Here is a 25026-nt window from a genome sequence, read left to right as displayed (position 1 = left end):
CTGCGGAGCCGGACCGTAGAGGCTGGCGTCGCCCAGCCGGCCGCGCGCGATGACGAACACAGCGCCAGCCTCCGTCGCCCCGCGCTTGACCACGGCGGCAAACCCGCCCGCGGCGAAAATCCGTCGCACAAGCGCGGAAACGAACAGATCGGTGGTGACACGCATTTCGCGGGAGCTTTCCGTCGGTAAGGCTATCCCCACCCGTACCCTCATCGCGCTGGAACGGGAAAGGGGTCGCTAGCGTGGGTAATGTCTCAGGTAGAAATTTGTCGGACCGGATTCGATAGGCTCCAGCAATAGAAACAAGCGCCCGCCAATACGGCGGCGAGACCGCCGACCGATCGGAGTTCGCCATCGAACGCCGGGGTCCAAAACGAGAAACCGGCGCCGATTAAAGTTGCTGCTACGCTCCAAATTCCAGGATTGGCAGCTACCGATCGTGGGAAAATCAGGGTGACTGCGATCGCCGTTAGATAAAGAGGCCATGAGATCAGAAAGCCCGCGGCCACAGCCAGTGCAAAACTTGAGAAAACGTCAGCCGCCATCACATCGTGCTGTGGGTCCGTGATAGCCAGCACAGTCAATAGACCTCCTATCACGCCAGCCATGTAGGAAAGCGTCACTCGCAAGGCGAGGGTAAATCTCTGCGCTATCATCATTCGACAGGCCGTTTCGTATACCAATTCGCGTGATCCTGACGGCATTGTCGGATGCGCGGACCAGCCCCTTTGCTCCGAGTTCCCATGCTGCAGGACGGCATAGGATCTCTGCGCCGGATGGGACACTACACGAGCATGCCGTGGAACAGAAAGAGGGACCAAGCCCCTCAGTTCGTCAGCCCGATTTCCTTCATCTTGGCATAGACCGCCTGGTCAGGCTGGCCGGTTTCGGGCAGCCCGAACAGCGACTGGAATTCGCGCAGCGCCGCCTGCGTGCGCGAGCCGATCACTCCGTCGATTTCCATGTCGTTATTGCCGAAGGCTTTCAGGCCGGCCTGGATCCTGACGACCATGTCCTCGGGCGCGTCGGTCACCATCTGGGACACGGGCAAGGCGCTCTCGCGAGGCGCCGGCGTCGGCGCGATTCCCGCCGTCGTTGACGGCGTGCCCAGCATTTCGAGAAGCTCGGCGTCGATTTCCCCGCTTACCGTCAGGCCCATCTTGCGCCGATACTCTTCGATGGCGTGCGTGGTGTTCGGGCCGGCCAGGCCGTCGACCGCGCCGTCATAAAAATTCAGTTCCTTCAGGACGGTCTGGACCTGCTCGACGCGCGGATCGCCTTTCGGGCGGGGCGGAGCTTCCTCCGGCCGCACCAGATGGATCGTCGTCTCCGAGCCTGTGTCCCGCTCCGGCCAACCCGCCGCGTTCAAGTCGCGCGTTGCGAAGAATGCGCCGGGATGCGCATGCGGCTGATACCAGAGCGCGTTGGCCGACACATAGAGCAGCGCGACCAGAAATGCGGTGGAACCGCCCACCGCCACCGGATTGCGCGAAATCAGCCCGCCCATTGCGGCCACGCCGCCATGCAGCGCACGGCTCCGGCCGACAGCTTTCCTAGCCTGCTTTGCGGAGCGTGCCATCGACCTTCTCTTTCGTCCTGCCCGGCATCGGCAGCAATTCGCCGCCGTCGTTGCATACCTGTCCGGCGGGTCCGTCGACCGGCAGGCTTATCGTCACGACAGTGCCCTCGCCCACCGCGCTTTCGATCGACATCGTGCCGTCATGCAGCGCCACCAGCCCCTTCACCAGCGATAGTCCCAGGCCCGTGCCTTCATACTGGCGCGTATAGTCGTTCTGGACCTGCGTGAACGGCTTTCCTATCGTGGACAGATCGTCTTCCGCAATGCCTATGCCGGTGTCGCTTACCCAGAAGTGAAGACGCGAGCCTATCCTCTTTCCACCGATCGTCACTCGGCCGCCCTCCGGCGTGAACTTCACCGCGTTCGACACGAGGTTGATCAGCATCTGCTGCACGGCGCGCTTGTCGGCGAGGATTTCGCCGGTCTCGGCCGCCACCTCGGCATGCAGCCTTACCTTCTTGGCCTGCGCCTGCAGGCTCATCATCGAGCGGCACATCTCGACCGCCTCTCGGAACCGGAAAGACTCGGGATAGGTCGGATAGGAGCCGGCTTCGATCTTCGACACGTCGAGGATCGAATTGACGACCTCCAGCAGATGCTGGCCCGAATCGCGGACCAGGCCGACATATTCCTTCTGGCGCGGGTCGCTGAAGCCTCCGAACATCTCGTGCAGGAGCATATCGGAAAAGCCGATGATGGCGTTGAGCGGCGTGCGCAGTTCATGGCTGACGGCGGCGAGGAAACGGCCCTTGGCGATATCGATGCCGTTATTCGCATCGACCGCCGCGGCCAATGCAGCGCGCAGTTCGGCCATTTCCTCATTGTCGCGCAATATCGCCAGGAATGTCTGTTCCGCGCCGGAATCCCTGTTCAGCTCGATCGCGAAATGCCGGTAATTGTCGTTCGGCATGCCATTGCCCGCATGCGGCAGGCGGATGCGAATTTCCGCCTTGCGGCCCGGCCGCCCGTCGCGCAGGTCGGCGAGCGCGCAGAGATAGCCGACCCGGTCCCCGACATGGATGCGGTCGAACAGCCCGGTTCCAAGCAGCAGCTCCGGAGGGAGTTGCAGCATCTGGAGCGATTTTTCGGTGACGTCGAGGACGTCGCCGCCCGGCGCGATCCTCAGCACCACCGCGTCGATGATGTCCTCGAGCTTCGTTTCGGCGTTCGTTTCCCGGGCGGCCCCGGTTTCGTCGGCGGCCGGAGCCAGCCTCGCCAGCATCGCAACGGCATAGGCGGTTGGAAGCAGCCAGTGCCACAGAGCCGGCGAAGCACCCGAAGACAGCGCGTCGCCCAGCACCGCCTGCAGCATGAGAGCCGCCGTAGCAGCCGCCACGCCCCACAGCGCCGCTTTCCTGGTCCGCGCCACCCAATAAGATTCGAACGGCAGTGCAAGCATTATGAGCGTCATCGGCGAGGCAAGCCCCCCGGCAGCCGCCGTCAGGCAAGCCAGGACCGCAGCGCCGGCCCCCAACGCGATCATGCCGGCCGTCCGGCCCTTGCCGGTTGCGGCGACCAGCAGGGCGGCGAGCCATGCCGCCCCACAGGTGGCGCAGATGAAGGCCAGCGTGACCGCCGCGCCGAGTGCGGATGGCAGCAGCAGGCCGGCGGCGGCGGCAATCGGAAACGGCGATGAGAGCAGCACGCCGATCAGGCGGCGGTGGCGAAGCCTTTCGCTTTCTCCGGCGATCGAAGGGTGGACCAGCCGATCGCAACCGGCGGCAATCGCGCCGAGCATGTCGCTATATCTGGCCGCCAACAAACTCACTCAACGCACCCTGATTTCACCCGGTTCGCGGACCGGTTCTGGTTGAATCCGAAAGTCGCACCCAGGCTTTAAAGAATGAATAAGGCGCGCCGATCGAGGTCCGCCGTCAACGCCGAATATTGGGGCGTCGGCGCTTACGGACAGGGTGAGTTGGTTCCATGGTAAACAGACGGTTTAGCCAGGCGAGGCGTCCAAAGACCACGCAATCGGACCTCCAGACCGCCTTCGAAAACCTGTAAATTGTGCAATTACAAAAGTTTACGTGGTTAATGTAATCTTACCCGCGCCGTTAATGCATGAATCGAACTGTCCGGACCCGGCATTATCTAAAATTTGAATCGAATTTGTCGAAAAAGCCGCCTTCACAGGCAAGCGCTCCTTGGGCGGCTTGTGCCATAGTGAAGCGACAACAAGAAGGTCGCGCATTTACGAAGCGCGCCCCGAAGACGATGAGGGCAGTCAGATGGGTTTTCTGGTTCGGATGGCATTCTGGTTCTCGCTGGTCCTGCTGGTCCTTCCGCTGGACACCGGCAATTCCTCCGATGACGCTCCAAGCGTCGGCGCCATCCAGGCGTTTCTGGCCGCGCGCGAGGCGATCGGCGACGTGACCGGCATTTGCGAGCGCAAACCCGAAGTTTGCGAGACCGGCAAGTCGGCCCTGCAAACGGTCGGCGTCAGGGCGCGCGAAGCGGCCCGAATCGCCTTCGAAATGCTGGACGACAATTTCGGCGAACCCGACACCGCCACCATGACCGGCGCCATTCCGACGCCACAGGCGGACGTTCCGGCCGTGAATTGAGGTTTGCGCGGCCAATCGCACGAAACCTTCTCTCCGCAGCGGGGAGAAGAACACGCCTCTTTCAATCGCGTCTGGTTTGAGGAGCGGCGTCCGGTCTCCCCCTGCGGGGGCAGGGTTATCCCATATGAGCTTGGTGGGCCTATACGCTTCAACGCCGTCATCCTCGGGCTTGTCCCGAGGATCTGCCGCAGGCGATCAGTCACAAACGACTCCGAAACCCCGGTAGGCTCAGTGCTCTCCAAGACCGCAGCCCAGGCAGATCCTCGGGATGACGGGCGGAGCAGGCTTACCTATCCGTCTTTCTCCTGCCCTATATGCGATAGCCCTGCTTGAGGGGCGTGGTGGAGGGGTAATTTGCCCCGATGCTGCCTGCCCCGTCTTTTTCCGTGACGCGGCCCGGCGCAATCACTATATCGACGGCAAATGACTACGATCGACACCATCCGCGACGATTTCGCCTTCCTGGACGAGTGGGAAGAGCGCTATCGCTACATCATCGAACTGGGTGAGGCGCTGCCGCCCTTTCCAGACGAGGCGCGAGACGCCGCCCACAAGGTCCAGGGTTGTGTCAGCCAGGTCTGGCTGGTGACCGACAAGGGCCCTGGCCCGGATCCGGTCGTCCGCTTCCAGGGCGATTCCGACGCCCATATCGTCCGCGGCTTGGTCGCCATCATGCTGGCCCTGTTTTCGGGCAGGCGCGCCAGCGAGATCGTGAAGACCGACGCCGAGGCGCTGATGCGCTCGCTCGGCCTCGACGAGCACCTGTCGCCGCAGCGCGCCAACGGCCTGCGCTCGATGGTCAAGCGCATGAAGGGCGACGCCGAAGCCGCCCTCGTCCAGCACGCCTGAGCTATACCGACATTTAAGGTGTGTGGAGATTCAGGTCAGGCCGAGACGAAAATGGTAGATTTCGAGAACCGGAGCGGAGCGGACATTCAGGTCCGTGAGCACCGGAAGCGCAGAAAGCCGCCATTTGCAGGCCGGCATCACCTGAATCTCAACACACCTTAGGCCGGTAATCGTCGGTTCCCCAATGCAGCGGGCGATGCCGCGCGGATCTTCCTGCCGCCGGATTGTAATGGCGGCTGAGCACGCCGAGCGCGGTCTTGAGCACGATCTTGGCCGAGCGCACCGGCCAGTTGCGCTCGCGCTCGACCAGTTCCAGGCCTTTCAGGAAGCAGCAAACGTCGATCAGCACGCCTGAAAGCTCCGGGCCGACCGCCGCGATCGCCGCATCGACGCGCTGGCGCGCCGCGAGCGCCGCATCGGTCAGTTCGGCCAGCCCGCCGCCCTGAGCGCGCGTGCCCGAAGACACGCTCGCTTCCCAGTTCGCGCTGAGCCGCGGCATGATCCTGCCGCGCGTATAGTCCGACCGCAGCCGCTCGCCGGCCGCGAACTCGGCCTGCGTCAGGAACGGCCTGCCGTCCGCGCCGCGGCGGCGCATCAATTGCCCCAGCGGCGATTCCGCCAGGTTGATCAGGGCAAGGCCCGGTTCCCCGCCGGCCTCGACCTGCATGATCTCGAGCTCGCGGTGCTGATCCTGGAAGCGGCTGTTGTCCGTCTTGCTCCGACCGGCCGTTTCGTCCTGCCGAGCTAATGAAAGGCGTGCGCCCTGCCGGATCAGCGCGCCGTCCTTCGCCATTGCCGCCAGCAAGGCCGCGTCGACGGCGATCGTTCCCCGTTCGCCGGCGTCGAGCAGAACCCTGCCCGCATTCGCCGCCGGCCGGACGGCGACATCGCCACGCGCCAGGAAGCTCAGGATCCGCCGCTTCATCCCGTCTGTCATCCGTCAAAGTCCAATGCGGTTGCGAAATGCAGCGAGCGCCACCCGCTCGGCCCGGGCGACGAGACAGTCGAAATCCTCGTCGTCGCGCATGTCCTCGATCAGGTGGCAGGCATAGAGAACCGTCGTGCGGTCGCGTCCGAAGCCGTGGCCGACCTCGTTCATGCTGAGCCGCAGCACGACATGGCTGACATACATGGCGATCTGCCGGACCCGCGTGATGCTTTGATCGGCCCGCCCCGACCGCCGCAGCTCCTTTCCGGAGACGTTGAACAAGGCCGCGACGATGTCGATCATGCCCTCGCACAATTCGACGGCGCGTTCGCCGCGCGGCCCCCCGACCGGCTGGGCCGAACGGGCTAGAGCGCTTCTTGCCCTCGGCTGAGTTTCTATAATCGCCTTCCTGGCCGTCACTGCTGTCGAATGCACTGAACTCTTCCTCCTCGCCTGATAGGAATAAGTTCTTATAGCGATCTACAACCAGGATGTGAACAAAATGAGAACAAAGAATCTGCCGTCCAATAGACAACAGATTGAAAATGCAGCTCTTTTTTAATTCAGCGTGCTTTTCAGGCGGGAGTTTTATCCCCACCCCTTGGCCGCGTGGCTAGCCTGTAGGCATCAATGCCAAGGACAGGACCAGCCGCATGCACGGATTTCGTCAGGAAACCAAAGACTTCACGGATCGGAAAGCGCAGGAAACGGCGCATGCACGGCAGATTGCGGCCCTGCACCTAGCCTGCGGCATCGATCTCGCCGCGGCGCTGGAAGCCGGACCCGCCGAAAAGCTCAGGCTGGCCGGCCGCCTGGAGCGAGCCATAGAGCGCGAGCGCCTGAAGGGACTGCGGCGGCACTGGAGCTACGATCTGAACCGGCACATAGCCTTGAAGCAGGGGCTCGACCGACTGCGCGGAACCAAAGCCGCGCCCCGCCAGGGCAAGGCCGGAAAGCAAAACGGCGCCCGAAGGCGCCGTCGCGAAACTCCTGTAGACGTTTAAGTCTATCGGGACTTGGGCTTACGGCCGAGCCCCATCTTCTTGGCGAGCTGCGAGCGCGCGGCCGCGTAGTTCGGCGCGACCATCGGATAGCTGGAGTCCAGGCTCCATTTTTCACGATACTGGTCGGGCGTCAGGCCGTAATGGGTCATCAGGTGACGCTTCAACGACTTGAACTTCTTGCCGTCTTCCAGGCACACGATGTAGTCGTCATGCACTGAGCGCTTGGGATTGACCGCCGGCTTCTGCTTGTCGGCGAGCGGCTGTTCGGCGCTGCCGCCGACGCGGCCAAGCGCTGCATGCACGTCGGAGATAAGATTAGGCAGTTCGCCGACCGGGACCGGATTGTTGCTCACATAAGCAGCGACAACATCGGCCGTAAGCTCGATCAGCATCTCGTGATTACGAGCAGGCGTTTCCATAGTGTCCATATTATTCGGGCCCCAATTTAGCTAGATAGTTGCGCCCCTTTCTAACCGGCGGGGCATTGCGCAGTTTGGCGCAGGGCAAAACCCCACGATTCGCGCCGAGTTGTCTTATCGGGCATATTGCCAAGTCAAGTCAATTCACAATTTTTGTATATATTGGCTATCCGCCTAGTCATTCCAGATATTCGCCGGCCACTTGTATGCGCCGACGTCGATTAGACGAAACCGATTTTCACTCAAATCAGCAACGTTACGTAGCGTCACGGCTGCTCTAAGTCTTTACTGCTTGTGGATCAGATCGCGCGACGGCGCATTTTCGCCGCAGTTGCAGACCCAATGACCGATTCGGACCGGACCGGCAATCTTCCGATTTTGGAGGCAAATGACAGGCCCTGGCAACTGCCGCCCACCCGAAATCGACGGGTTTCACTTCGCAGGAAACGAACTGACTACTTACGAGATGGGCTGACGCATCGGCATCAGTGCGGAGCGATGTATTTGCCGTACACCCAGCCGGTGACGAAATTGCCGTTCTGGGCCGGGTCGTGCCAGATCTGGCACCAGCGGTAACGAACCGTCTGTTTCTGCTTCCACTGCGGCTGGTTGGAGATATCGAGCAGATTGACGCCGCCGGTGCATTTGCCCGTCATCTGCAGCACCGTCCCGTTCGGATATGCCGCCTGCTTCTGCGAATGGCCGGCAGGATATTTCCTGACATTCAACGTGTCGCCGAACGGCACGTTGGCGACTTCCCATGCCGCGAATGCCGCCGCCCCGGACTGGTTTGCGCTGACCGCGACCGTCAAGCATGCGGCGAGCGCCGCGGTGACCCTCAAAAGCCTATTCATCTATCTCTCCTGTGGCGAACCGGCTAAACCGGACACGCTGAAACACTAGACTTTTGCTCTTGAACGCCCCGTGACGGACGTATTCATTTGCCATTCAAGAATTTTCCCAAGCGAGAAGCAATGACCGCCCAAAACATGTTTCCGAACGTCAATCCGCCCGTAACCGAGGAGCGCCCGGTCTCCGACACCCGGCACGGCGTCACCCGGTCAGACGAGTTCGCCTGGCTGCGCGCTGAGAACTGGCAAGAGGTCTTTCGCGACCCGGCGCTGCTCGATCCTGCGATCCGCGATCACCTCAACGCCGAAAACGACTACCAGAAGGCCCTGATGGCCGACACTGTTGAGCTGCAGAAGACGCTGTTCCAGGAAATGAAGGGGCGCATCAAGGAGGACGATTCGTCGGTTCCGATGAAAGACGGGCCGTATGCCTATGGCTCATCCTTCAAGAAGGGCGGCGAGCAGCCGCGCTACTTCCGCACCCCGCGCGACGGCGGCGAGGAAGACATCATCCTCGACGGCGACGCCGAAGCCGAGGGCCGGCCGTATTTCCGCATCGGCGGCGTCGACCACTCGCCAGACCACAGCCGCCTATTGTGGGCCTTCGACGACAAGGGCTCGGAGTTCTTCACGCTCCGCGTCCGCGATCTTGCGAAACGTAACGATCTTGCCGAAACCGTCCCGGACACCGGCGGCTCGGGTGTCTGGAATGCTGCCGGCGATGGATTCTTCTATACGCGGCTCGACCAGAACCACCGCCCCTCGAAAATCTTCTTCCACGCGCTCGGTTCCGATCACGCCGACGACCGCCTCGTGTACGAGGAACCCGATCCCGGCTTCTTCATGAGTGTGGGCGGTTCACGCAGAAATGACTGGATCTTCATCGGCATCAACGATCACGAAACGACGGAATACCGCCTGCTCAGCGCCAGGGATCCGTTGGCCGCGCCGCGCATCGTCGAGCCGCGCGAAACCGGGCTGCAGTATGATCTCGAGGAAGGCGGCGACATCTTCTTCATCCTCACCAATGCCGACGGCGCGAAGGACTTCAAGATCATGACGGCGCCGGTCGCCGATCCGAGGCGCGCCAACTGGACGGAACTCGTCGGCCACGAACCCGGCCGGCTGATCCTGTCGCTGCTCAGCTTCAAGGATTTCCTCGTGCGGCTGGAGCGCAAGGACGGGCTGCCACGCATCGTCGTGCGCGACCGCGCCAGCGGCGAAGAGCACATGATCTCATTCGAGGAAGAGGCTTTCTCGCTCGGCCTCTCAGGCTCATACGAATACGACACCGACACGATGCGGTTCTCGTATTCGTCGATGACGACCCCCGCGCAGTTGTTCGACTACAATATGCGCACGCGCGAGCGCACGCTTTTGAAAACGCAGGAGGTTCCCTCCGGCCACAATCCTGCAGACTACGTCACCCGCCGGCTCATGGCTCCTTCCCACGACGGCGAGTTGGTTCCAATCTCGCTTATCCATCACCGCGAAACGCCGCTGGACGGCACTGCGCCCTGCCTGCTTTACGGCTACGGCTCCTACGGTATCGCCATCCCTGCCTCATTCAACACCAACTGTCTTTCGCTCGCCGATCGCGGCTTCGTCTATGCCATCGCGCATGTTCGCGGCGGCAAGGACAAGGGCTATGGCTGGTACGACGACGGCAAGCGGGCGAAGAAGCAGAACACGTTTCTCGATTTCATCGCCGCCGCAAACCATCTGGTCGCCGAGCGCTACACCGCGCATGACCGGATCGTCGCCCAAGGCGGCTCGGCGGGCGGCATGCTGATGGGTGCCGTCGCCAACATGGCGCCCGAGGCATTCGGCGGCATCATCGCCGAAGTGGCGTTCGTCGACGTGCTGACCACCATGCTCGACGATACGCTGCCGCTCACCCCGCCGGAATGGCCGGAATGGGGCAATCCCATCCTGTCCGCCGAGGACTACCGGACGATCGCCGCCTACTCGCCCTACGACAATGTCGGCGCGCACAACTATCCGCCGATCCTGGCGGTCGCCGGCCTGACCGACCCCCGCGTCACCTATTGGGAGCCGGCGAAGTGGATCGCGCGCCTACGCGCCCGGAAGAAAGGCGACAACCCCGTTCTCTTCAAGATCAACATGGATTCCGGCCACGCCGGTGCGTCCGGGCGTTTTTCGCGGCTGGAGGAGATCGCCTTCAATTACGCGTTCGCGCTTAAAGTCACCGGAAAAGCGTCCGCGCCTCCCTATCCGCGTTCAGTCTGAAGGCGTCTCGGTCGAGGGACGCGCCGGATATCCGTTCGGATGCGGCGGGACGGCCTTGAGATAGGCAGCGATCGCCGCCCGGTCGTCGGATGTAAGTCGGGCGACGTTCTTCTGGACTTCGACCATCGAGCCGCCGACCGAATCGAAATCCGGCGTGAAGCCGGTTTCGAGATAGCTGGCGATATCGCCTTCGGACCAGTCGCCGATGCCGCCCTCGCCCGATGTGATGTTGGGAATGACGCCGTCGCCTTCGGCTGCGACTGCGCCGGCAAGCCACCGGCTTTTGTCGGTCCCGCCCGAAATGTTGCGCGGCGTATGGCATTCGCCGCAATGGCCAGGCCCCTCGACCAGATAGCGGCCAAGCAGCAGTTGTTCAGGTGAGCCCTCGTCCACGGCGATGACTGGAGCGTCGTCGACGTAAAGCAGCTTCCACAGGCCGATGCCGCGGCGAATGTTGTACGGAAAATCCAGCGTATGATCTGGCGTCCGGCCGGCGACAGCGGGCAGCGTCTTCATGAAGGCGTAGAGATCGGCCACGTCGGTAGGCCTCATCCGCGCGTAGGATGTATAGGGAAAGGCCGGATAGTAATGCCGTCCCGACGGCGAGACGCCCTTCAGCATGGCGTTGGCAAATTCCTCCCGCGACCACGCGCCTATGCCGTCATTGACGTCTTGCGAAATGTTCGGCGCGACGAACGTGCCGAACGCGGTCTCGAGTTGGACCCCGCCGACCAGTTGCAGCAGCGCTTCGCCTTCGGATTTCGGCCGGGCGTGACAGGACGTGCAGCCGCCCGCCCAGAAGATGCGCTCGCCCCTCGCCGCATCGCCCGTTCCGAGCGCTGCTTCGGCTTCGGCGTCGATGCGGGCGGGCTCGGTCAGGTACCAGAAGGCCAGCCCGCCAATGCCTGCCGCGATCACGGCGGCGATGGCGAGCTTTCCAGGCAAATTCATAGGCTGGTGTCAGCCCTTCTTGATGCGGTACGTCTCGTGGCAGCTTGAGCAGCTTTGCCCGATCGCGGCGACCTGCGGCTTCAGCGCTTCGAGGCTTTGGGCCGGAGCGGCGGCGGCCTCGGCGGTGACGGCCTTGAACTTGTCCACCTCGGCCTGGAATCCGGCCATGTCTTCCCAGATTTTCGGAGAAGCGGTGGTGTCGCCCTTGTCGCTGCCGGGCGGGAACGAAGCCGCGACATCGATCGCCTGAACATTTTCGTTGAGTTTGGTCAAAGCGGCCATAACCGCCGCGGCGTCGAAATCGGCCTCGCCCTGGACCATCTTCACCAGCACGCCGACCTGTCTTCCGTTTTCCTTCATGACTGCCTTGCGGTCGGCGATGACGTCGGCGAACGCGGCGGTGGTGGCGAGCGCAATTGCGGAAACGGCAATAACAAATTTCTTCATGGAGAGACCTCTGGGTTGCAAACAGGCTGCCTTGGGCAAACGAAAACTGCCTGAAAAACTTCCTGCCTGCCCGTCACGCTTCCGTGATTTCCGCGTGATCGGGAGCAGCCGCCCAAAGAAAAACCCCGGACTTGCCGGGGTTTTTCTTTTCAATCAGGCGCTAGCCTTTTCGTACATTTCCAGGACGTAGTCCCAGTTGATCAAATTGTCGACGAAGGCCTCCAGATATTTCGGCCGCGCGTTGCGGTAGTCGATGTAATAGGAGTGCTCCCACACATCGACGCCGAGGATCGGCGAAGCGCCATGCACGAGCGGGTTCTCGCCGTTCGGGGTCTTCGAGATGGCGAGCTTTCCGTCCTTCACCGAAAGCCAGGCCCAGCCGGAGCCGAACTGCGTGGTGCCGGCGGCGATGAAATCGGCCTTGAACTTGTCGTAGCCGCCGAGATCGCTGTCGACAGCCTTCTGCAGGGCGCCCGGAAGCTTGTTGCCGCCACCGCCCTTCTTCATCCATTTCCAGAAATGGATGTGGTTGTAGTGCTGGCCGGCATTGTTGAAGAGGCCGGCGTTCTTGCCGAAGGACTGCTTGACGATCTCTTCAACCGACAGGCCTTCCATGCCGGCTTCGGCAGCCAGCTTGTTGCCGTTGTCGACATAGGCCTTGTGATGCTTGTCGTGGTGATATTCGAGCGTTTCCTTGGACATGTAAGGCTGGAGCGCCTCGTAGTCATAGGGCAATGCGGGCAGTTCAAAAGCCATGGTCGTAACTCCTCGGTGGCAATGTTTCCGGCGCAGCCGCCGGATTTGAGATAGGCTGGAATATTACTGCGACAACTCCGCGACAGGCGCCCTCGCCTCTTTTTTATCGGCTTTAGCCGATGGGAGTAGAGTGCGCCCACTCCCAATAGAGTTCCCGCGCCTTCTTGGCTACGGGCCCGGGCTGCAGGTCGCGATCCTCGATCCTGGTCACGGGAACCACCTTGGAGTGGTTGCCGGTGGAAAAAATCTCGTCGGCTTCCATGAAATCGCGCACTGAAAGCGTGGTCTCGGTGGTGCGGAAGCCGTAGTCGGCAAGCAGCGCGATCGTGCGCGCCCGCGTGATGCCGGAAAGAAAGGTTCCGTTCGGAGCCGGCGTGAAGACGTGGCCGTCCTTGACCAGGAAAATGTTCGACGTGCCGGTTTCGGCGACATTACCGAGCAGGTCGCGCACCAGCGCATTGTCGAAACCGCGCTGCTTGGCTTCGAGGATGGCCCGGCCATTGTTCGGATAGAGGCAACCCGCCTTGGCGTTGGTCGGCATGGTTTCCAGCGTCGGGCGGCGGAACGGCGAAACCGTCACCGAAAAACCCGATGGCGGGATCATCGGCGCTTCGTAGAGGCAGAGGCAGAAGCGCGTCGATTCCGGATCGGCCGGGACGCCCATATAGCCGCCGTGCTCGGCCCAGTACATCGGCCGGACATAGACGGCCGTATTGCCGTCGAATTTCTTCAAGCCGTCCCATGCCAGGCCGACGATTTCTTCCGTGGCCATCGTCGGGTTGAGGCCGAGCGAGACCGCCGATGCATTGACGCGCGCGCAATGCCGGTCGAGATCGGGCGACACGCCCTCGAACCACCTGCCCCCGTCGAACACGCTGGTGCCCAGCCACATTGCGTGGCTTCGCGGGCCGATGAGCGCGACATTGCCCTCATGCCAGTCTCCGTCGACATAGGTCCAGGTCGTCGATTGCGCGGGCGTCGATAAGCTCATGTGAAGTCCCAAAATCTGTGCGGCGCAATGGAAGACGCTTTGTCCCGCGCCGTCAACCGCCGATCCCGAGGAATTGTTGATGCCAGAGGCTGCTCAAGCGGCGACGGCTCTTGCGTCCGCGCCTGCAATGATGGACGAGTTTGGAATGCGCCACGCCGCCTTCGTATTCGACGCCTATGGCACGCTGTTCGACGTTCACGCGGCGGTGCGGCGGCATGCGGCCGCAATCGGGCCCGAGGGTCCATTGCTGTCCGACATCTGGCGGGCAAAGCAGCTCGAATATTCCTGGGTCCGCAGCCTCATGGGCTCCTATGTCGATTTCTGGCAATTGACCGAACAGGCACTCGACTTCGCCTTCGACAAGGCGCCGTCGGCTGACCGGTCGCTGCGACAGGATCTGCTCGACGCTTACTGGCGGCTCGACTGCTACCCGGAGGTGCCCGCGGTGCTGAAGGCGCTCAAGGCGGAAGGCGCGCGGCTCGCCATCCTGTCCAACGGCTCGCCGGCCATGCTCGAGGCAGCGGTCCGTTCGGCAGCGCTCGACACCGTGCTCGACGATATCTTCTCCGTCGACCAGGTCCGGAAGTTCAAGACCGATCCGTCCGTCTACGATCTGGTAGCGACGAACTGGCGTCTCTATCCCAATTCGATATCCTTCCAGTCGTCGAACCGCTGGGACATCGCAGGCGCGGCGAAGTTTGGTTTCCGCACCGTTTGGATCAACCGCAGCGGCCAGCCCGACGAATATCGCGACCACCCGCCCTCCCTAATTCTGCTCTCGCTTGAGGGACTGCTCGCCGGCGCCTGACGCTCGTTGCTGAATTGCAACAGCAACTGGCAGACACACCTTCGCCTTCCTTTTTTCACCCTCGCGACAGATTCGGAACCGTCTATCGCGCCCGAACGGGAGGAACGCGTTCACGCATTGTTGCGAGGTCGGAACCTATCCATCCCGGCCTCGGGAATTAATAAGGGCATCATGAGCATCACTTCAGTTTCCTCCCCCCAGTTCACTCGCAGACGGTTTCTCGGCGCCGCGGCAACGGGCGCAGCGGCGCTGACTGTTTCGGCATGCACCAGCATGCCCCATTACGCCCAGTTCGACCCCGTGCAGATAGCACCTACCCCCGAAATCGAGCCCGCGCTCGGAAGCTATGCGACGATGTACGGGCCTATGGTGGACGAAGGGTACGAGATTCCGGGAGTGCCTATCGAGAAGGTCGATCGGCGCTACTACCGCCAGATCGTCCAGGATCCGACAGGCGAACGGCCTGGAACCGTCGTGGTCGATACGGCGAACCATTTCCTATATCTCGTCCGCGAGAACGGAAAGGCCATGCGCTATGGCGTCGGTCTCGGCCGCGCCGGCTTCGAATGGTCCGGCCGGGCGATCATCCAGTGGAAACGGAAATGGCCGAAGTGGACGCCGCCCGCCGAGATGATCGCGCGCGATCCCAAGCTGGCAAGATACAGCGTCGACAATGGCGGCATGCCGCCGGGACTCATGAACCCGCTCGGCGCGCGTGCGCTCTATATTTTCCAGAACGGCGAAGACACGCTTTATCGCGTGCACGGTTCGCCCGAATGGAACTCGATCGGCAAGTCGGTTTCGTCAGGCTGCGTCCGGCTGATGAATCAGGATATTATCGACCTCTACGACCGCGTGCCCAACCGCACGCCGATCCTGGTCACGTCCGGCATTCCGATGGCCTGAGAGCCATCGGCTCCGGCAGTTGGAACGCGTCTCCAACGGTGGTGAAAATCTGACGCTTGGTACCGGAGCCGAAGTACCGGTTTTGACCCAAAGCGGACGCGCCTCCCATATCGTCTTTAGGGGCTAACGGTCCTTAAGGCGATAGACTGAAACGTGGGAGGGCGACTCGGCGGTGAAGGGAGATCCAACCCAATCCGCACGCCTGCTCTCAAGTTCAAATCCGGCCAGCTCGGCCATGAGGTCCAACTCCGCCGGCCAAATGTAGCGGTGAGGCGAGCGGAAAACCCGAGCCTGTCGGCCCTCGCCAAACCTGAAATGGTGTGACACGATCTGCTGGCGCAGCACGTCATACGTGTCGAGGCCGATATAGTCCGGTTCAGAACGCCAAACCACCGCTTGCTGTCCTGGTGTCAGCTTGCGCAGTTCCGGCACCCCAAGCTCGACCACGAATCGGCCACCGGACATCAAGTGGCGGGCTGCGTTGCGAAAGCAACTGACCTGCTCGGCTTGGGTCAGCAAGTTCGATATCGTGTTGTATACGAGGTAGACGAGCGCATAGCTCCCAGGCGCGACGGTTGAGGCCATGTCGCCAAGAACAACCGGAATCGTCGCCTCGTCGCATTTCGTCCGCAACTGGGCAATCATGGCAGGCGATGCCTCGATCCCGGTCACGGGAATGCCCATCTCTCTGAGCGGCACTGCCACGCGACCGGTTCCGATCGCAAATTCGAGCGCCTGGCCGCCCTTAGCGAGTTCCGCGAGCCGCTCTACCGTTGGACCCAATACGTCGGGCGAGAACATTCCGGTGCCCGGCGTGTCATAGGACTTGGCGGTCTCGACGTCCCATATGTCGTTGTGCATGGCAGAAACCTTGCGGCACTATCGTGTTGCCTGTCCAGTTGTGCGTGGCGGTGAATTGCCATGGCGACGACAGCGTCCGCTTTCATTTGGATCAGTGTTTCGCGGCCTAGAAGCCCTTTTTCAGGCTGCCGAGAATTCCACGAACCAACGCCCGCCCGACAGACGAGCCGACCGAGCGCACTACCGACTTGATCGCCGCTTCGGCAACCGACTGGCGGTTGGATGCGCGGGGCCGAGACGTTGATCGGGATCGCGAATTGCGCGACGGCGTGTAGCCGTCGTCATCGTCATCGCCGAATCCGGGAATGGTCCAGCGCGAGCGGCCCGTATCTTCTTCCTGCTCGCGGCCTTGCGCCTCCTCCTCCGCCTTCAGCCCGTCGGCGGCCCGCTTCTGCAGCATTTCGAAAGCCGATTCACGGTCGACGGTTTCGTCGTACTGTCCCGACACGGGGCTCTCGGCGACGAGTTTCTTGCGCTCCTCGGGCGTGATCGGCCCGAGGCGCGACGATGGCGGGCGAATCAGCGTCCGCTGCACCATGGACGGGACGGCCTTCGCTTCGAGCGTCGAGACCAGAGCTTCACCGACTCCGAGTTGGGTGATCGCCTTGGCGCAATCGAAATCCGGATTTGGCCGAAATGTGTCCGCGGCGGTCTTGACCGCCTTCTGTTCGCGCGGCGTGTAGGCCCGCAGCGCGTGCTGGACGCGGTTGCCGAGCTGAGCGAGCACCGTCTCGGGTATATCCAGCGGGTTCTGCGTGACGAAATAGACACCGACGCCCTTGGACCGGATCAGCCGCACCACCTGCTCGACACGGTCGACCAGCGCCTTCGGCGCCTCGTCGAACAGCAAATGCGCTTCATCGAAGAAGAACACCAGCTTCGGCTTGTCGGGGTCACCGACCTCCGGCAATTCCTCGAACAGCTCCGACATGAGCCAGAGCAGGAAAGTCGCGTAGAGGCGCGGATTCATCATCAGCTTGTCGGCGGCGAGAACGTTGATCGCGCCGCGTCCGTCGCGCGTAGTGCGCATGATATCGGCGATCTTGAGCGCCGGCTCGCCGAAGAAGTGCGTCGCGCCCTGCTGTTCCAGCACCAGCAACGAGCGCTGGATGGCGCCGATCGATGGCTTGGTCACATTGCCGTAGCGCGCGCCGATCTCGTCGGCGCGCCCGGCAATATTAGCCAGCAGCGACTGCAGATCTTTCATGTCGAGCAGCAGGAGCCCTTCTTCGTCCGCGATCCGGAAGGCGATGTTCATGATGCCTTCCTGCGCTTCCGACAGGTTCATCAGCCGCGACAGGAGCAGCGGACCCATCTCCGAAACGGTCGCCCGGATCGGATGGCCCTGCTCCCCGAACAGATCCCAGAAGATGACCGGGAATTCCTGGAACTCATAAGGGTCGAGTTTGATCGCCTCGGCGCGCGCAACCAGGAAATCCTTCGCCTCGCCCATCATCGCGATGCCCGAAAGGTCGCCCTTTATATCGGCGCAAAAGACCGGCACGCCGGCATTGGAAAAGCCTTCGGCCAGGATCTGCAGCGTCACCGTCTTGCCAGTGCCGGTAGCACCGGTCACCAGCCCGTGGCGGTTGCCGTATTTCAAAAGAAGCTGTTCAGGCTGTTGGTAGCTATCGTCCGGCTTTCTGCTCGCGCCGATAAAGATGCTGTCTTCTCCCGCCATCAATTCAGTCTCCCGTAGCGGCCTAAAGGACTTGCGACATTGCTTTTGTCCGAACCGGTATAGTGGCGCGGTGGCAGCGCCACAATGCCGTTCGGACAAAATGCCCGATCAAGGGTTGCGGAGCGTGGCGGGGTTTGGCAATCCAGAATCGGATCGCAACGCCTATTTTGGCCGCGATCCGCGGGCAACAATGACAGGCGGATTCGGAGCGCATTGCCGCGCACCGCTTCCGGCCATAAGATTCGATTTGGGCAAGGCGGGCGGCAGAAGGAAAGGATGCGCATGGACGCCGAAAATGCGGTCGGCACTGTCAAGTTCCCGGCGGTCGATAGAGAACGATGGCTGGCGCTTGCCGCAAAGGCCCTGGCCGGCATGTCTTTCGAAGAAGCTCTGGTTTCGCACACCGACGACGGCATTCGCATCGAGCCGCTCTACGAGCGCGCCGCCCAGTTCAAGCCGCTGACGCGCAAGAACCCGCAGGCGCCGTGGACAATCGTGCAGCGTGTCGACGATCCCGATCCCGCCCGCGCCAATGCGCAGGCTCTGGAGGACATCGCGCAAGGCGCCACCGGCTTGTCGCTGGTGTTCGAGGGCGCTCCCAACGCGTTCGGCTATGGCTTGCCCGGAACGGCGGAAGCGCTGCAGGCCGTCCTCGAAAACGTCGCCCTCAACCGCACTCATATCAGGATCGACGTCCACCCGGCGAGCCGCGCGATGGCGGACTGGCTGGTGGCGCTTTTGACCAAGCGCCGAGCCGATCCGGCCAAATTGCGCCTGTCGTTCGGTATCGATTCCGCTGCCATCTTTGCCGGTACCGGCCGCCTGCGCATGTCGATCGAAGCGCTGCAGGCGTCGATGCCGCAATCGCTGGCGCATTTCTTCGCGCTCGGCGTGCCTGGCGTCCTGCTGGAGGCGGACGGCCGCGTGTTCCACAATGCCGGCGCCACCGAGGCACAGGAGCTCGGCATCGTGCTCGCCGCGGCGGTATCGCATCTCAAGTTGTTCGAGCAGGCGCGCCAGGCGCTGATCTACGCCGCGCCGCATATTGGCTTTTCGCTCAGCGTCGATCAGGATCAGTTCCTGTCGATGGCCAAGATCAGGGCGTTACGGAGGCTCTGGGAGCGGGCGCAGCAGGCCTGCTCGATACCGCCCTCTTCGGCCGCCATTCACGCGGAAACGTCATACCGGATGATGACCGCGAAGGATCCTGAAACAAACATATTGCGCACCACGCTGGCCGGGTTTGCTGCGGCGGCCGGAGGCGCGGATTCGGTGTCGATTCTTCCGCACACGATCACCCTTGGCCTGCCGGACCAGTTTGCTCGCCGGATCGCGCGCAACACGCAGCTTATCCTGGCGGGAGAAAGCCATGTGGATTTCGTCGCCGACCCGGCCTGCGGATCGGGAGGCATCGAGGCTCTGACAACAGCGCTTTGCGACGCGGCGTGGAAGGAGTTCCAGAGGATCGAGGCCGAAGGCGGCATACTGGCCAGCCTGTCAGAAGGCCATATCCAGAACCGCGTACTGGCGGCCCGCGAGGCGCGCACCCAGGAGTACCGCGACGGCAAGCGGGCGCTGGTCGGGACCACGCTCTATCCGGCGAAACAGGAAGCGCCGGTCAAGACGCTGGAAGCGGAGCGACGCCCACTGCCGACCGACGGGGCAGCGTTCTGCCAACGCCTGGACGCCGTGCGGATAGACGAATTGCTTGAGGCTGTCGGATGATTCCGGACTTCACCAGGATTGCATGGTCCGAACCAAGGGCCGGCGTGTCTTCAAACGACGCGGACACCTGGCTGACGCCCGAGGGCATCACCGTCAAGCGCACCTACGGCAGGAACGATCTTGCCGGGCTGCCCTATCTCGATACTTATCCTGGTGCGGCGCCCTTCATTCGCGGCCCCTATCCGACCATGTATGTCCAGCAGCCCTGGACGATCCGCCAATATGCCGGCTTCTCGACAGCCGAAGAATCCAACGCCTTCTACCGGCGCAACCTGGCCGGCGGCCAGAAGGGCCTCTCTGTTGCCTTCGACCTTGCGACGCATCGCGGCTACGACAGCGACCATCCGCGCGTGGCGGGCGATGTCGGCATGGCCGGCGTGGCGATCGATTCGATCCTCGACATGCGCCAATTGTTCGACGGCATTCCGCTCGACCAGATGACCGTGTCGATGACCATGAACGGCGCCGTGCTGCCGATAATGGCGCTTTACATCGTCGCTGCTGAAGAACAGGGCGTTGCGCAGAAGGATTTGGCGGGAACCATCCAGAACGACATTCTGAAGGAGTTCATGGTCCGCAACACCTATATCTATCCGCCGAAGCCTTCGATGCGGATCGTTTCCGACATCTTTTCATATACTTCGACGCATATGCCGAAGTTCAACTCCATCTCCATTTCCGGCTACCACATGCAGGAGGCCGGGGCGACGGCCGACCTCGAACTTGCCTACACGATCGCCGACGGCATCGAATACGCCCGCGCCGGTGTGGCGGCGGGCCTCGACATCGACCGCTTCGCGCCGCGCCTGTCCTTCTTCTGGGCCATCGGCATGAATTTCTTCATGGAAGTCGCCAAAATGCGGGCGGCGCGCCTGCTGTGGGCGACGCTCATCCAGAAGAACTTTTCGCCCAAGGACCCGCGCTCGCTGTCGCTGCGCACCCACTGCCAGACCTCCGGCTGGTCGCTCACCGCGCAGGATCCTTACAACAACATCATGCGCACCATGATCGAAGCCATGGCCGCCACGCAGGGGCACACCCAGTCGCTCCATACCAACTCCTTCGATGAGGCGCTGGCGCTTCCGACCGACCATTCGGCCCGCATCGCCCGCAACACGCAATTGATCCTGCAGAAGGAATCCGGCACGACCCGTATCATCGATCCATGGGGCGGATCGGCATTCGTCGAGCGCCTGACGCACGATCTGGCGGCAAAGGCGCTCGGGCACATCGAAGAGGTGGAGAGCCTCGGCGGCATGGCGGCGGCAGTCGAGAAAGGCATCCCCAAGCTGCGCATTGAGGAGGCTGCGGCGCGCACTCAGGCGCGCATCGACTCCGGCCAGCAGGCGCTTGTCGGGGTCAACGCTTACCGGCCCGATAAGGACATCGAAGTCAACGTCCTCAAGATCGACAATGCCGAAGTGCGCGCTCGTCAGCTCTCGAAACTCCAGCAGTTGAAGGGGACGCGCGATGTCGCTGCGGTGGAAACCGCGCTCGACGCGCTGACCTATGCGGCCCGTTCGGATGGGAATCTGCTGGAATTTGCGATCCGCGCCGCCCGTGCCAAAGCGACGGTCGGCGAGATCTCGCTGGCGCTGGAAAAGGCGTTCGGTCGGCATGTCGCCTCGGTCCACACCATTTCCGGCGTTTACCGCAACGAGATCGGCCAGAACGCCGTCGTCGATCGGGTCCAAAGCAAGGTGGCCGAATTCGAGAAGAAAACCGGCGCCAAGCCGCGCATCCTCGTGGCCAAAATGGGACAGGATGGCCATGATCGCGGCCAAAAGGTCGTCGCCACCGCCTTTGCCGACCTTGGTTTCGAAGTGACGGTCGGCGCGATGTTCCAGACGCCTGAAGAGATAGCCAGGCTCGCTTCCGACCATGATGTGCACATAGTCGGCGCGTCGTCGCTCGCGGCCGGCCATCTGACGCTTATTCCCGAGCTTCGCGAAGCCCTGAACAAGCTCGGCCGTCAGGACATCAGGATCATAGCCGGCGGCGTCATCCCGCCGCAGGACTATGACGCGGTGCTGAAAGCCGGGGCTGCCGAGATATTTCCGCCGGGCACGGTCATTCCGGAAGCGGCGGAGAGGCTGCTGGACGGGCTGATGGAAACTTGACGTTGCAGCCGCTATGATCCTCTGTTGAAGTGGACGGAGGTCACCATGAGCAAAGTCAGCAGTGATAGCGACATTCAACTTGCCACGGCGCGTGAGGTGATGGACGGATACGACATCGCCCTGCAAGCTCTTGCGAGCGAACGGCCCGACACCTCTACTGAAGAGGGAACGAAATTTCAGCGCCAGATGGAAGCCGCTCGCGAACGAATGAAGAAATACACAATCGCGTATCGAGCCCTCGCCAAATAGATTGCCGCCAGTGAAGCTTCACTGATCGATGGAACTGGCTCTACCCGCCCTACCCCTCGACCTCCATCCTGACAATCTCCCACTCCTTGCCGTTGACAACGGCCAGGTCGCCGACCTTCTTGCCAAACAGGGCCTGCGCCATCGGCGAGACGTGCGAGATCATGCCATGCGCGGCGTCGGCCTCGTCCTCGCCGACGATCTTCCAGGAATGGCTTTTCCCGTCCTCGTTCTCGACAGTGACCGTCATGCCGAAACGGACGACCTTGCTATCGGGTTCGGGCACGGAAACCTCCGCGCTTTCGCGACGGGCCACCCAGTAGCGCAAATCGCGCGAAGCCAGCGCCATGCGCTCGCGATTGCCTTCGGACTCCGCTTTGGCGAACTCCTCGCGCAGGTCGGCGACCATCTTGTCGATCGCGGCGAGGCCGGCCGGCGTCACCAGATTGCGGTGCGCACTTACCGGGCGCTCACCAATGTCGGAGAGCCCGTTGTCGTTGTCGTCTTCGCGCGTGAAAGCCCTGCTCATCAAGCGAGCCTAAGCCCTGCCTCGCCATCACACAAGCCCACCCTAGACGGCAGTCAGCGAGCCGCTGGCATGGTTCCTGCACCTTGCCTTTCCGGAAGCCGGAATTGTGCCGATGTTGAACAGACGCAGCTTTTTGAGCGCCACGGCGGGTTTCGCGGTCGCGGGTCTCGCCTCGCCACTCAGCGCCGGCGCCTCGGACCTTGCCGGCATCAAACTGGCCGCCATGCGCGGATCGATCAATGCCGGCGAACTCGGGCTGCGGCCAGCCGCCTTCGACGACCAGAGCAAGGCCTTCGCCAAAATGCTGAACGAGGCGGCGAACCGCGACATGCCGGTGTTCCTGCCTCCCGGCGTCTACATCGTCTCCAACCTGTCACTGCCGCGGCATGTCCGCCTCAGCGGCGTGCCCGGCGCGACCCGCATCATCTATGGTGGCGACGGCCATCTGATGCTGGCCGAGGAAGCCGGGCATATCGAGCTTTCAGGGCTCGTTCTCGACGGCGCAAACCGCTGGATTGGCGATCAGGCGCAGGGGCTGCTCGACCTTCGCCGCGTCGGGCATCTGGTGGTCGAAAACTGCCAGATCATAGGCAGCGGCAAGAATGGCGTCGCGCTCGAACGCGTTACCGGCCGCATCGACCGCTCGACAATATCGGGCGCGGCGGACGCCGGCATCTATTCGGTGGAAGCGGTGCGTCTCGACATCACCGGCAACAGCGTCTCGGATTGCGCCAATGGCGGTATCCTGGTGCATCGCTGGCAAATCGCGGATGACGGGACGATCGTGACCGGAAACCGCGTCGAGCGCATTGCGGCGCGCAATGGCGGCACGGGTCAAAACGGCAACGGCATCAACACTTTCCGCGCCAATGGCGTGATGGTCGCCAACAATTCGGTTTCGGATTGCGCTTTCTCGGCGATCCGCGCCAACAGTTCGAGCAATCTGCAGATCGCCGGCAACAGTTGCATGCGCAGCGGCGAAACGGCACTCTACGCCGAATTCGCGTTCGAAAGCGCGATCATCAGCGGCAACATCGTCGACGGCGCAGCCAACGGCATTTCGATGGTGAATTTCAACAAAGGCGGGCGCATGGGGGTCTGCTCCCACAACATCGTGCGCAACCTTGCGACGGAAGGCCCCTACCCAGCCGATGCCCCGGGCTTCGGCGTTGGCATAACGGTGGAGGCCGACACCGCCGTCGGCGGAAATATCGTCGAGAACGCGCCACTATACGGCATGAAGATCGGCTGGGGTCCGTTCATGCGCAATGTCGCGGCGACCGGCAACGTGATCCGCAAAGCCGGGACCGGTATTGCGGTCTCAGTGGTCGAAGGCGCCGGCTCGGCCATCATTGCGGACAATGTCATCGAAGCGGCGCGAAACGGCGCAGTCGTAGGCCACCGATGGTCCGATCCGGTCACCACCGATCTTGCTCAGGGCAGCACCGGCTTCCCTCACCTTACCGTCGAGCGCAATCACGTCAGCTGAGTTCACCTGCCCGGTTCGAGCAGCGCTGCTGTCGGGCGAACGGAGCCCACTTCCACGCCGATCCGGCTTTTAATCGGCGGGTTGGCCTGCCTGTCCAGCGTGGCCGCCAAAGCTTCGTCGCTGCGCAGCAGTCTTGAAAGGACGGTCGCGATCATCACCTCGGCGGCCCTTCCCGTCCCGTCGTCGCATTTGAGCGCGATGCCTAGGCCCAGTTCCGGCACGGCCGCGCAGTAGACGCCTTCAGCCCCGGTCTTGACGAAGATGCGTCCGGGAGCGGCTTCCATCAGGGCTGTGTCCGCTTTGCCTGTTCCCGCCACGTAGAAGGGTTCCGCCATGCAGGCGGCGAACAAGCGTTTTGCCGCCTTGGCCCGCGTGGACGACAGCCCTTGTCCCGTCGCCATCCTGGCAAAACCCACGGCGAGGTTCCTCAGCGGGACGGCATAGGTCGGAATGGAGCAGCCATCCGTGGCCCGATTGTCCGAGCCATGCGTCGCGCCCGTCAAATCCTCCATCGCCTCACGCACCATCTGCTGAAGCTTGTGGCCGGCGTCGACATAGCCGCGGTGATCGATCCCGGAATTGGCGCAGGTGCAGATGAAGCCGGAATGCTTGCCCGAGCAATTGTTGTGCAGGCTGTTTGGGCTCTTTCCCGCGCGAGCGAGCGCAATGGTCGCATCGTGATTGCTTGGCCAGTGCGACCCGCACTCTAGCGCGGCTTCGTCTAGCCCAGCCCTGGCCAGCATCGACCGGGCGAGCTCGGCATGCGCGATCTCGCCGCCATGCGAAGCGCAGGCCAGCGCCAATTCCCTGTCGCCGAAGCCATAGGCGTCCGCTGCGCCGCTTTCCACCAGCGGCAGCGCCTGGATGGCCTTCACGGCCGAGCGCGGGAAAACCGGGCGGGCAGTATCGCCGAACTCCCATACCGACTGGCCGTCAGCATCGAAGACGGCCAGCGAACCGCGATGGGCGCTTTCGACATGGTCGCCGCGCAGTACTTCGACGAGAACTGGATTTGTCACGAAATCACCGGATGATTAAGGAGTAGTCGGACGACGCCGGATGCGATAGC

The 25026-nt window shown here is 62.6% G+C and carries 25 protein-coding genes and 1 pseudogene; 10 read left to right on the top strand and 16 right to left on the bottom strand.

All coding sequences use genetic code 11. The features are described from left to right. From MAXJ12_RS35860 to MAXJ12_RS28020, 4 genes are all read right to left on the bottom strand, one after another. Nucleotides 1–165, bottom strand: a 165-nt coding sequence (locus tag MAXJ12_RS35860) for a DUF1491 family protein (RefSeq protein WP_008839493.1), incomplete at its 3' end; no start/stop codon positions are given. 89 nt (nucleotides 166–254) lie between these two features. Beyond that, nucleotides 255–584: a hypothetical protein gene (locus tag MAXJ12_RS28030; protein ID WP_139044071.1), complete on the bottom strand. Its 330-nt coding sequence runs from the start codon at nucleotides 582–584 to the stop codon at nucleotides 255–257. Between the two features lie 242 nt (nucleotides 585–826). Further along, entirely contained in the window at nucleotides 827–1579 is a 753-nt protein-coding gene (locus tag MAXJ12_RS28025) for a peptidoglycan-binding domain-containing protein (RefSeq protein WP_008839491.1), read from the bottom strand. Further along, a complete protein-coding gene (locus MAXJ12_RS28020; RefSeq protein WP_008839490.1) occupies nucleotides 1554–3317 on the bottom strand; it encodes a sensor histidine kinase in 1764 nt (587 codons plus the stop codon). The genes MAXJ12_RS28025 and MAXJ12_RS28020 overlap by 26 nt, the downstream gene beginning before the upstream one ends. A 493-nt stretch (nucleotides 3318–3810) precedes the next feature. Between MAXJ12_RS28020 and MAXJ12_RS28015 the strand changes: the two genes are divergently transcribed. Further along, complete coding sequence (locus MAXJ12_RS28015) at nucleotides 3811–4146, top strand: DUF5330 domain-containing protein (protein ID WP_008839489.1); 336 nt, start codon at nucleotides 3811–3813, stop codon at nucleotides 4144–4146. 423 nt (nucleotides 4147–4569) lie between these two features. After that, nucleotides 4570–4995: a SufE family protein gene (locus MAXJ12_RS28010; RefSeq protein ID WP_008839488.1), complete on the top strand. Its 426-nt coding sequence runs from the start codon at nucleotides 4570–4572 to the stop codon at nucleotides 4993–4995. A 148-nt stretch (nucleotides 4996–5143) separates the two neighbouring features. Here MAXJ12_RS28010 and MAXJ12_RS28005 read toward each other — a convergent pair whose 3' ends face one another. Beyond that, nucleotides 5144–5932 carry a DUF6456 domain-containing protein gene (locus tag MAXJ12_RS28005; protein ID WP_040588425.1) on the bottom strand — a complete coding sequence of 263 codons (789 nt, stop codon included), beginning with the start codon at nucleotides 5930–5932 and terminating at the stop codon, nucleotides 5144–5146. A 3-nt stretch (nucleotides 5933–5935) separates the two neighbouring features. Further along, a complete protein-coding gene (locus tag MAXJ12_RS28000) occupies nucleotides 5936–6358 on the bottom strand; it encodes a helix-turn-helix domain-containing protein (RefSeq protein WP_244421623.1) in 423 nt (140 codons plus the stop codon). 218 nt (nucleotides 6359–6576) lie between these two features. Between MAXJ12_RS28000 and MAXJ12_RS27995 the strand changes: the two genes are divergently transcribed. Next, nucleotides 6577–6927 carry a cytoplasmic protein gene (locus MAXJ12_RS27995; protein ID WP_244421622.1) on the top strand — a complete coding sequence of 117 codons (351 nt, stop codon included), beginning with the start codon at nucleotides 6577–6579 and terminating at the stop codon, nucleotides 6925–6927. A gap of 2 nt (nucleotides 6928–6929) precedes the next feature. On the opposite strand, the gene MAXJ12_RS27990 is transcribed toward MAXJ12_RS27995, so the two are convergent. Continuing rightward, the gene (locus MAXJ12_RS27990) at nucleotides 6930–7355 is read right to left on the bottom strand and encodes a Ros/MucR family transcriptional regulator (RefSeq protein WP_008839483.1); all 426 of its coding nucleotides are present in this window, start codon (nucleotides 7353–7355) and stop codon (nucleotides 6930–6932) included. Between the two features lie 476 nt (nucleotides 7356–7831). Beyond that, a complete protein-coding gene (locus MAXJ12_RS27985; RefSeq protein WP_008839482.1) occupies nucleotides 7832–8200 on the bottom strand; it encodes an SH3 domain-containing protein in 369 nt (122 codons plus the stop codon). A 120-nt stretch (nucleotides 8201–8320) separates the two neighbouring features. Between MAXJ12_RS27985 and MAXJ12_RS27980 the strand changes: the two genes are divergently transcribed. Next, complete coding sequence (locus MAXJ12_RS27980; protein WP_008839481.1) at nucleotides 8321–10447, top strand: S9 family peptidase; 2127 nt, start codon at nucleotides 8321–8323, stop codon at nucleotides 10445–10447. Here MAXJ12_RS27980 and MAXJ12_RS27975 read toward each other — a convergent pair. The 4 genes and pseudogenes from MAXJ12_RS27975 to MAXJ12_RS27960 form a co-directional block, all read right to left on the bottom strand. Continuing rightward, the gene (locus MAXJ12_RS27975) at nucleotides 10439–11398 is read right to left on the bottom strand and encodes a cytochrome c (protein ID WP_008839480.1); all 960 of its coding nucleotides are present in this window, start codon (nucleotides 11396–11398) and stop codon (nucleotides 10439–10441) included. The two genes, MAXJ12_RS27980 and MAXJ12_RS27975, sit on opposite strands and share 9 nt — an antisense overlap. An 84-nt stretch (nucleotides 11399–11482) precedes the next feature. Then, nucleotides 11483–11758, bottom strand: a pseudogene (locus MAXJ12_RS40205) (cytochrome c); the annotation flags it as partial. A 240-nt stretch (nucleotides 11759–11998) separates the two neighbouring features. Continuing rightward, nucleotides 11999–12601, bottom strand: a complete 603-nt coding sequence (locus MAXJ12_RS27965) for a superoxide dismutase (RefSeq protein ID WP_008839478.1) — start codon at nucleotides 12599–12601, stop codon at nucleotides 11999–12001. Nucleotides 12602–12713: 112 nt separating this feature from the next. Continuing rightward, on the bottom strand, nucleotides 12714–13592 hold the full coding sequence (locus tag MAXJ12_RS27960) for a branched-chain amino acid aminotransferase (protein ID WP_008839477.1): 879 nt from the start codon (nucleotides 13590–13592) through the stop codon (nucleotides 12714–12716). Nucleotides 13593–13737: 145 nt separating this feature from the next. Between MAXJ12_RS27960 and MAXJ12_RS27955 the strand changes: the two genes are divergently transcribed. Then, nucleotides 13738–14400: a haloacid dehalogenase type II gene (locus tag MAXJ12_RS27955; RefSeq protein WP_008839476.1), complete on the top strand. Its 663-nt coding sequence runs from the start codon at nucleotides 13738–13740 to the stop codon at nucleotides 14398–14400. A gap of 171 nt (nucleotides 14401–14571) precedes the next feature. Beyond that, on the top strand, nucleotides 14572–15306 hold the full coding sequence (locus MAXJ12_RS27950; protein WP_040588424.1) for a L,D-transpeptidase: 735 nt from the start codon (nucleotides 14572–14574) through the stop codon (nucleotides 15304–15306). Between the two features lie 123 nt (nucleotides 15307–15429). Here MAXJ12_RS27950 and MAXJ12_RS27945 read toward each other — a convergent pair whose 3' ends face one another. Then, a complete protein-coding gene (locus MAXJ12_RS27945; protein WP_244421621.1) occupies nucleotides 15430–16107 on the bottom strand; it encodes a class I SAM-dependent DNA methyltransferase in 678 nt (225 codons plus the stop codon). A gap of 166 nt (nucleotides 16108–16273) precedes the next feature. Beyond that, nucleotides 16274–17848 carry a helicase HerA-like C-terminal domain-containing protein gene (locus tag MAXJ12_RS27940; protein WP_008839473.1) on the bottom strand — a complete coding sequence of 525 codons (1575 nt, stop codon included), beginning with the start codon at nucleotides 17846–17848 and terminating at the stop codon, nucleotides 16274–16276. Nucleotides 17849–18124: 276 nt separating this feature from the next. Between MAXJ12_RS27940 and MAXJ12_RS27935 the strand changes: the two genes are divergently transcribed. The 3 genes from MAXJ12_RS27935 to MAXJ12_RS27925 are packed head-to-tail and all read left to right on the top strand — an operon-like array spanning nucleotide 18125 to nucleotide 21942. After that, nucleotides 18125–19573, top strand: coding sequence for a methylmalonyl-CoA mutase family protein (locus MAXJ12_RS27935; RefSeq protein WP_008839472.1), 1449 nt, complete (start codon nucleotides 18125–18127; stop codon nucleotides 19571–19573). Beyond that, a complete protein-coding gene (gene scpA / locus MAXJ12_RS27930) occupies nucleotides 19570–21693 on the top strand; it encodes a methylmalonyl-CoA mutase (RefSeq protein ID WP_008839471.1) in 2124 nt (707 codons plus the stop codon). The genes MAXJ12_RS27935 and scpA overlap by 4 nt, the downstream gene beginning before the upstream one ends. A gap of 45 nt (nucleotides 21694–21738) precedes the next feature. After that, nucleotides 21739–21942, top strand: a complete 204-nt coding sequence (locus MAXJ12_RS27925) for a hypothetical protein (protein ID WP_008839470.1) — start codon at nucleotides 21739–21741, stop codon at nucleotides 21940–21942. Nucleotides 21943–21991: 49 nt separating this feature from the next. Here MAXJ12_RS27925 and greA read toward each other — a convergent pair whose 3' ends face one another. Continuing rightward, nucleotides 21992–22468 carry a transcription elongation factor GreA gene (greA, locus tag MAXJ12_RS27920; protein WP_008839469.1) on the bottom strand — a complete coding sequence of 159 codons (477 nt, stop codon included), beginning with the start codon at nucleotides 22466–22468 and terminating at the stop codon, nucleotides 21992–21994. Between the two features lie 112 nt (nucleotides 22469–22580). Between greA and MAXJ12_RS27915 the strand changes: the two genes are divergently transcribed. Continuing rightward, complete coding sequence (locus MAXJ12_RS27915; RefSeq protein ID WP_008839468.1) at nucleotides 22581–23957, top strand: TIGR03808 family TAT-translocated repetitive protein; 1377 nt, start codon at nucleotides 22581–22583, stop codon at nucleotides 23955–23957. A 2-nt stretch (nucleotides 23958–23959) separates the two neighbouring features. Here MAXJ12_RS27915 and MAXJ12_RS27910 read toward each other — a convergent pair whose 3' ends face one another. Next, a complete protein-coding gene (locus MAXJ12_RS27910) occupies nucleotides 23960–24976 on the bottom strand; it encodes an asparaginase (protein ID WP_008839467.1) in 1017 nt (338 codons plus the stop codon). Between the last annotated feature and the right edge of the window lie 50 nt (nucleotides 24977–25026).

It is taken from the genome of Mesorhizobium alhagi CCNWXJ12-2, assembly GCF_000236565.1.
Taxonomy (GTDB): domain Bacteria; phylum Pseudomonadota; class Alphaproteobacteria; order Rhizobiales; family Rhizobiaceae; genus Allomesorhizobium; species Allomesorhizobium alhagi.
This window is presented reverse-complemented; position numbering and strand designations above follow the sequence as displayed.

Bases quoted from the DNA above. Each gene is read 5' to 3' on its own strand.
- MAXJ12_RS28005 (WP_040588425.1), bottom strand. From the start codon at position 5,932: ATGACAGACGGGATGAAGCGGCGGATCCTGAGCTTCCTGGCGCGTGGC.
- MAXJ12_RS27915 (WP_008839468.1), top strand. From the start codon at position 22,581: ATGTTGAACAGACGCAGCTTTTTGAGCGCCACGGCGGGTTTCGCGGTC.
- MAXJ12_RS27995 (WP_244421622.1), top strand. From the start codon at position 6,577: ATGCACGGATTTCGTCAGGAAACCAAAGACTTCACGGATCGGAAAGCG.
- MAXJ12_RS27955 (WP_008839476.1), top strand. From the start codon at position 13,738: ATGCGCCACGCCGCCTTCGTATTCGACGCCTATGGCACGCTGTTCGAC.
- MAXJ12_RS27960 (WP_008839477.1), bottom strand. From the start codon at position 13,592: ATGAGCTTATCGACGCCCGCGCAATCGACGACCTGGACCTATGTCGAC.
- MAXJ12_RS27985 (WP_008839482.1), bottom strand. From the start codon at position 8,200: ATGAATAGGCTTTTGAGGGTCACCGCGGCGCTCGCCGCATGCTTGACG.
- MAXJ12_RS27975 (WP_008839480.1), bottom strand. From the start codon at position 11,398: ATGAATTTGCCTGGAAAGCTCGCCATCGCCGCCGTGATCGCGGCAGGC.
- MAXJ12_RS27925 (WP_008839470.1), top strand. From the start codon at position 21,739: ATGAGCAAAGTCAGCAGTGATAGCGACATTCAACTTGCCACGGCGCGT.
- MAXJ12_RS28020 (WP_008839490.1), bottom strand. From the start codon at position 3,317: ATGCTCGGCGCGATTGCCGCCGGTTGCGATCGGCTGGTCCACCCTTCG.
- MAXJ12_RS27965 (WP_008839478.1), bottom strand. From the start codon at position 12,601: ATGGCTTTTGAACTGCCCGCATTGCCCTATGACTACGAGGCGCTCCAG.
- MAXJ12_RS27980 (WP_008839481.1), top strand. From the start codon at position 8,321: ATGACCGCCCAAAACATGTTTCCGAACGTCAATCCGCCCGTAACCGAG.
- MAXJ12_RS28025 (WP_008839491.1), bottom strand. From the start codon at position 1,579: ATGGCACGCTCCGCAAAGCAGGCTAGGAAAGCTGTCGGCCGGAGCCGT.
- MAXJ12_RS27950 (WP_040588424.1), top strand. From the start codon at position 14,572: ATGAGCATCACTTCAGTTTCCTCCCCCCAGTTCACTCGCAGACGGTTT.
- greA (WP_008839469.1), bottom strand. From the start codon at position 22,468: ATGAGCAGGGCTTTCACGCGCGAAGACGACAACGACAACGGGCTCTCC.
- scpA (WP_008839471.1), top strand. From the start codon at position 19,570: ATGATTCCGGACTTCACCAGGATTGCATGGTCCGAACCAAGGGCCGGC.
- MAXJ12_RS27990 (WP_008839483.1), bottom strand. From the start codon at position 7,355: ATGGACACTATGGAAACGCCTGCTCGTAATCACGAGATGCTGATCGAG.
- MAXJ12_RS28010 (WP_008839488.1), top strand. From the start codon at position 4,570: ATGACTACGATCGACACCATCCGCGACGATTTCGCCTTCCTGGACGAG.
- MAXJ12_RS27940 (WP_008839473.1), bottom strand. From the start codon at position 17,848: ATGGCGGGAGAAGACAGCATCTTTATCGGCGCGAGCAGAAAGCCGGAC.
- MAXJ12_RS27935 (WP_008839472.1), top strand. From the start codon at position 18,125: ATGCGCATGGACGCCGAAAATGCGGTCGGCACTGTCAAGTTCCCGGCG.
- MAXJ12_RS27945 (WP_244421621.1), bottom strand. From the start codon at position 16,107: ATGTTCTCGCCCGACGTATTGGGTCCAACGGTAGAGCGGCTCGCGGAA.
- MAXJ12_RS28015 (WP_008839489.1), top strand. From the start codon at position 3,811: ATGGGTTTTCTGGTTCGGATGGCATTCTGGTTCTCGCTGGTCCTGCTG.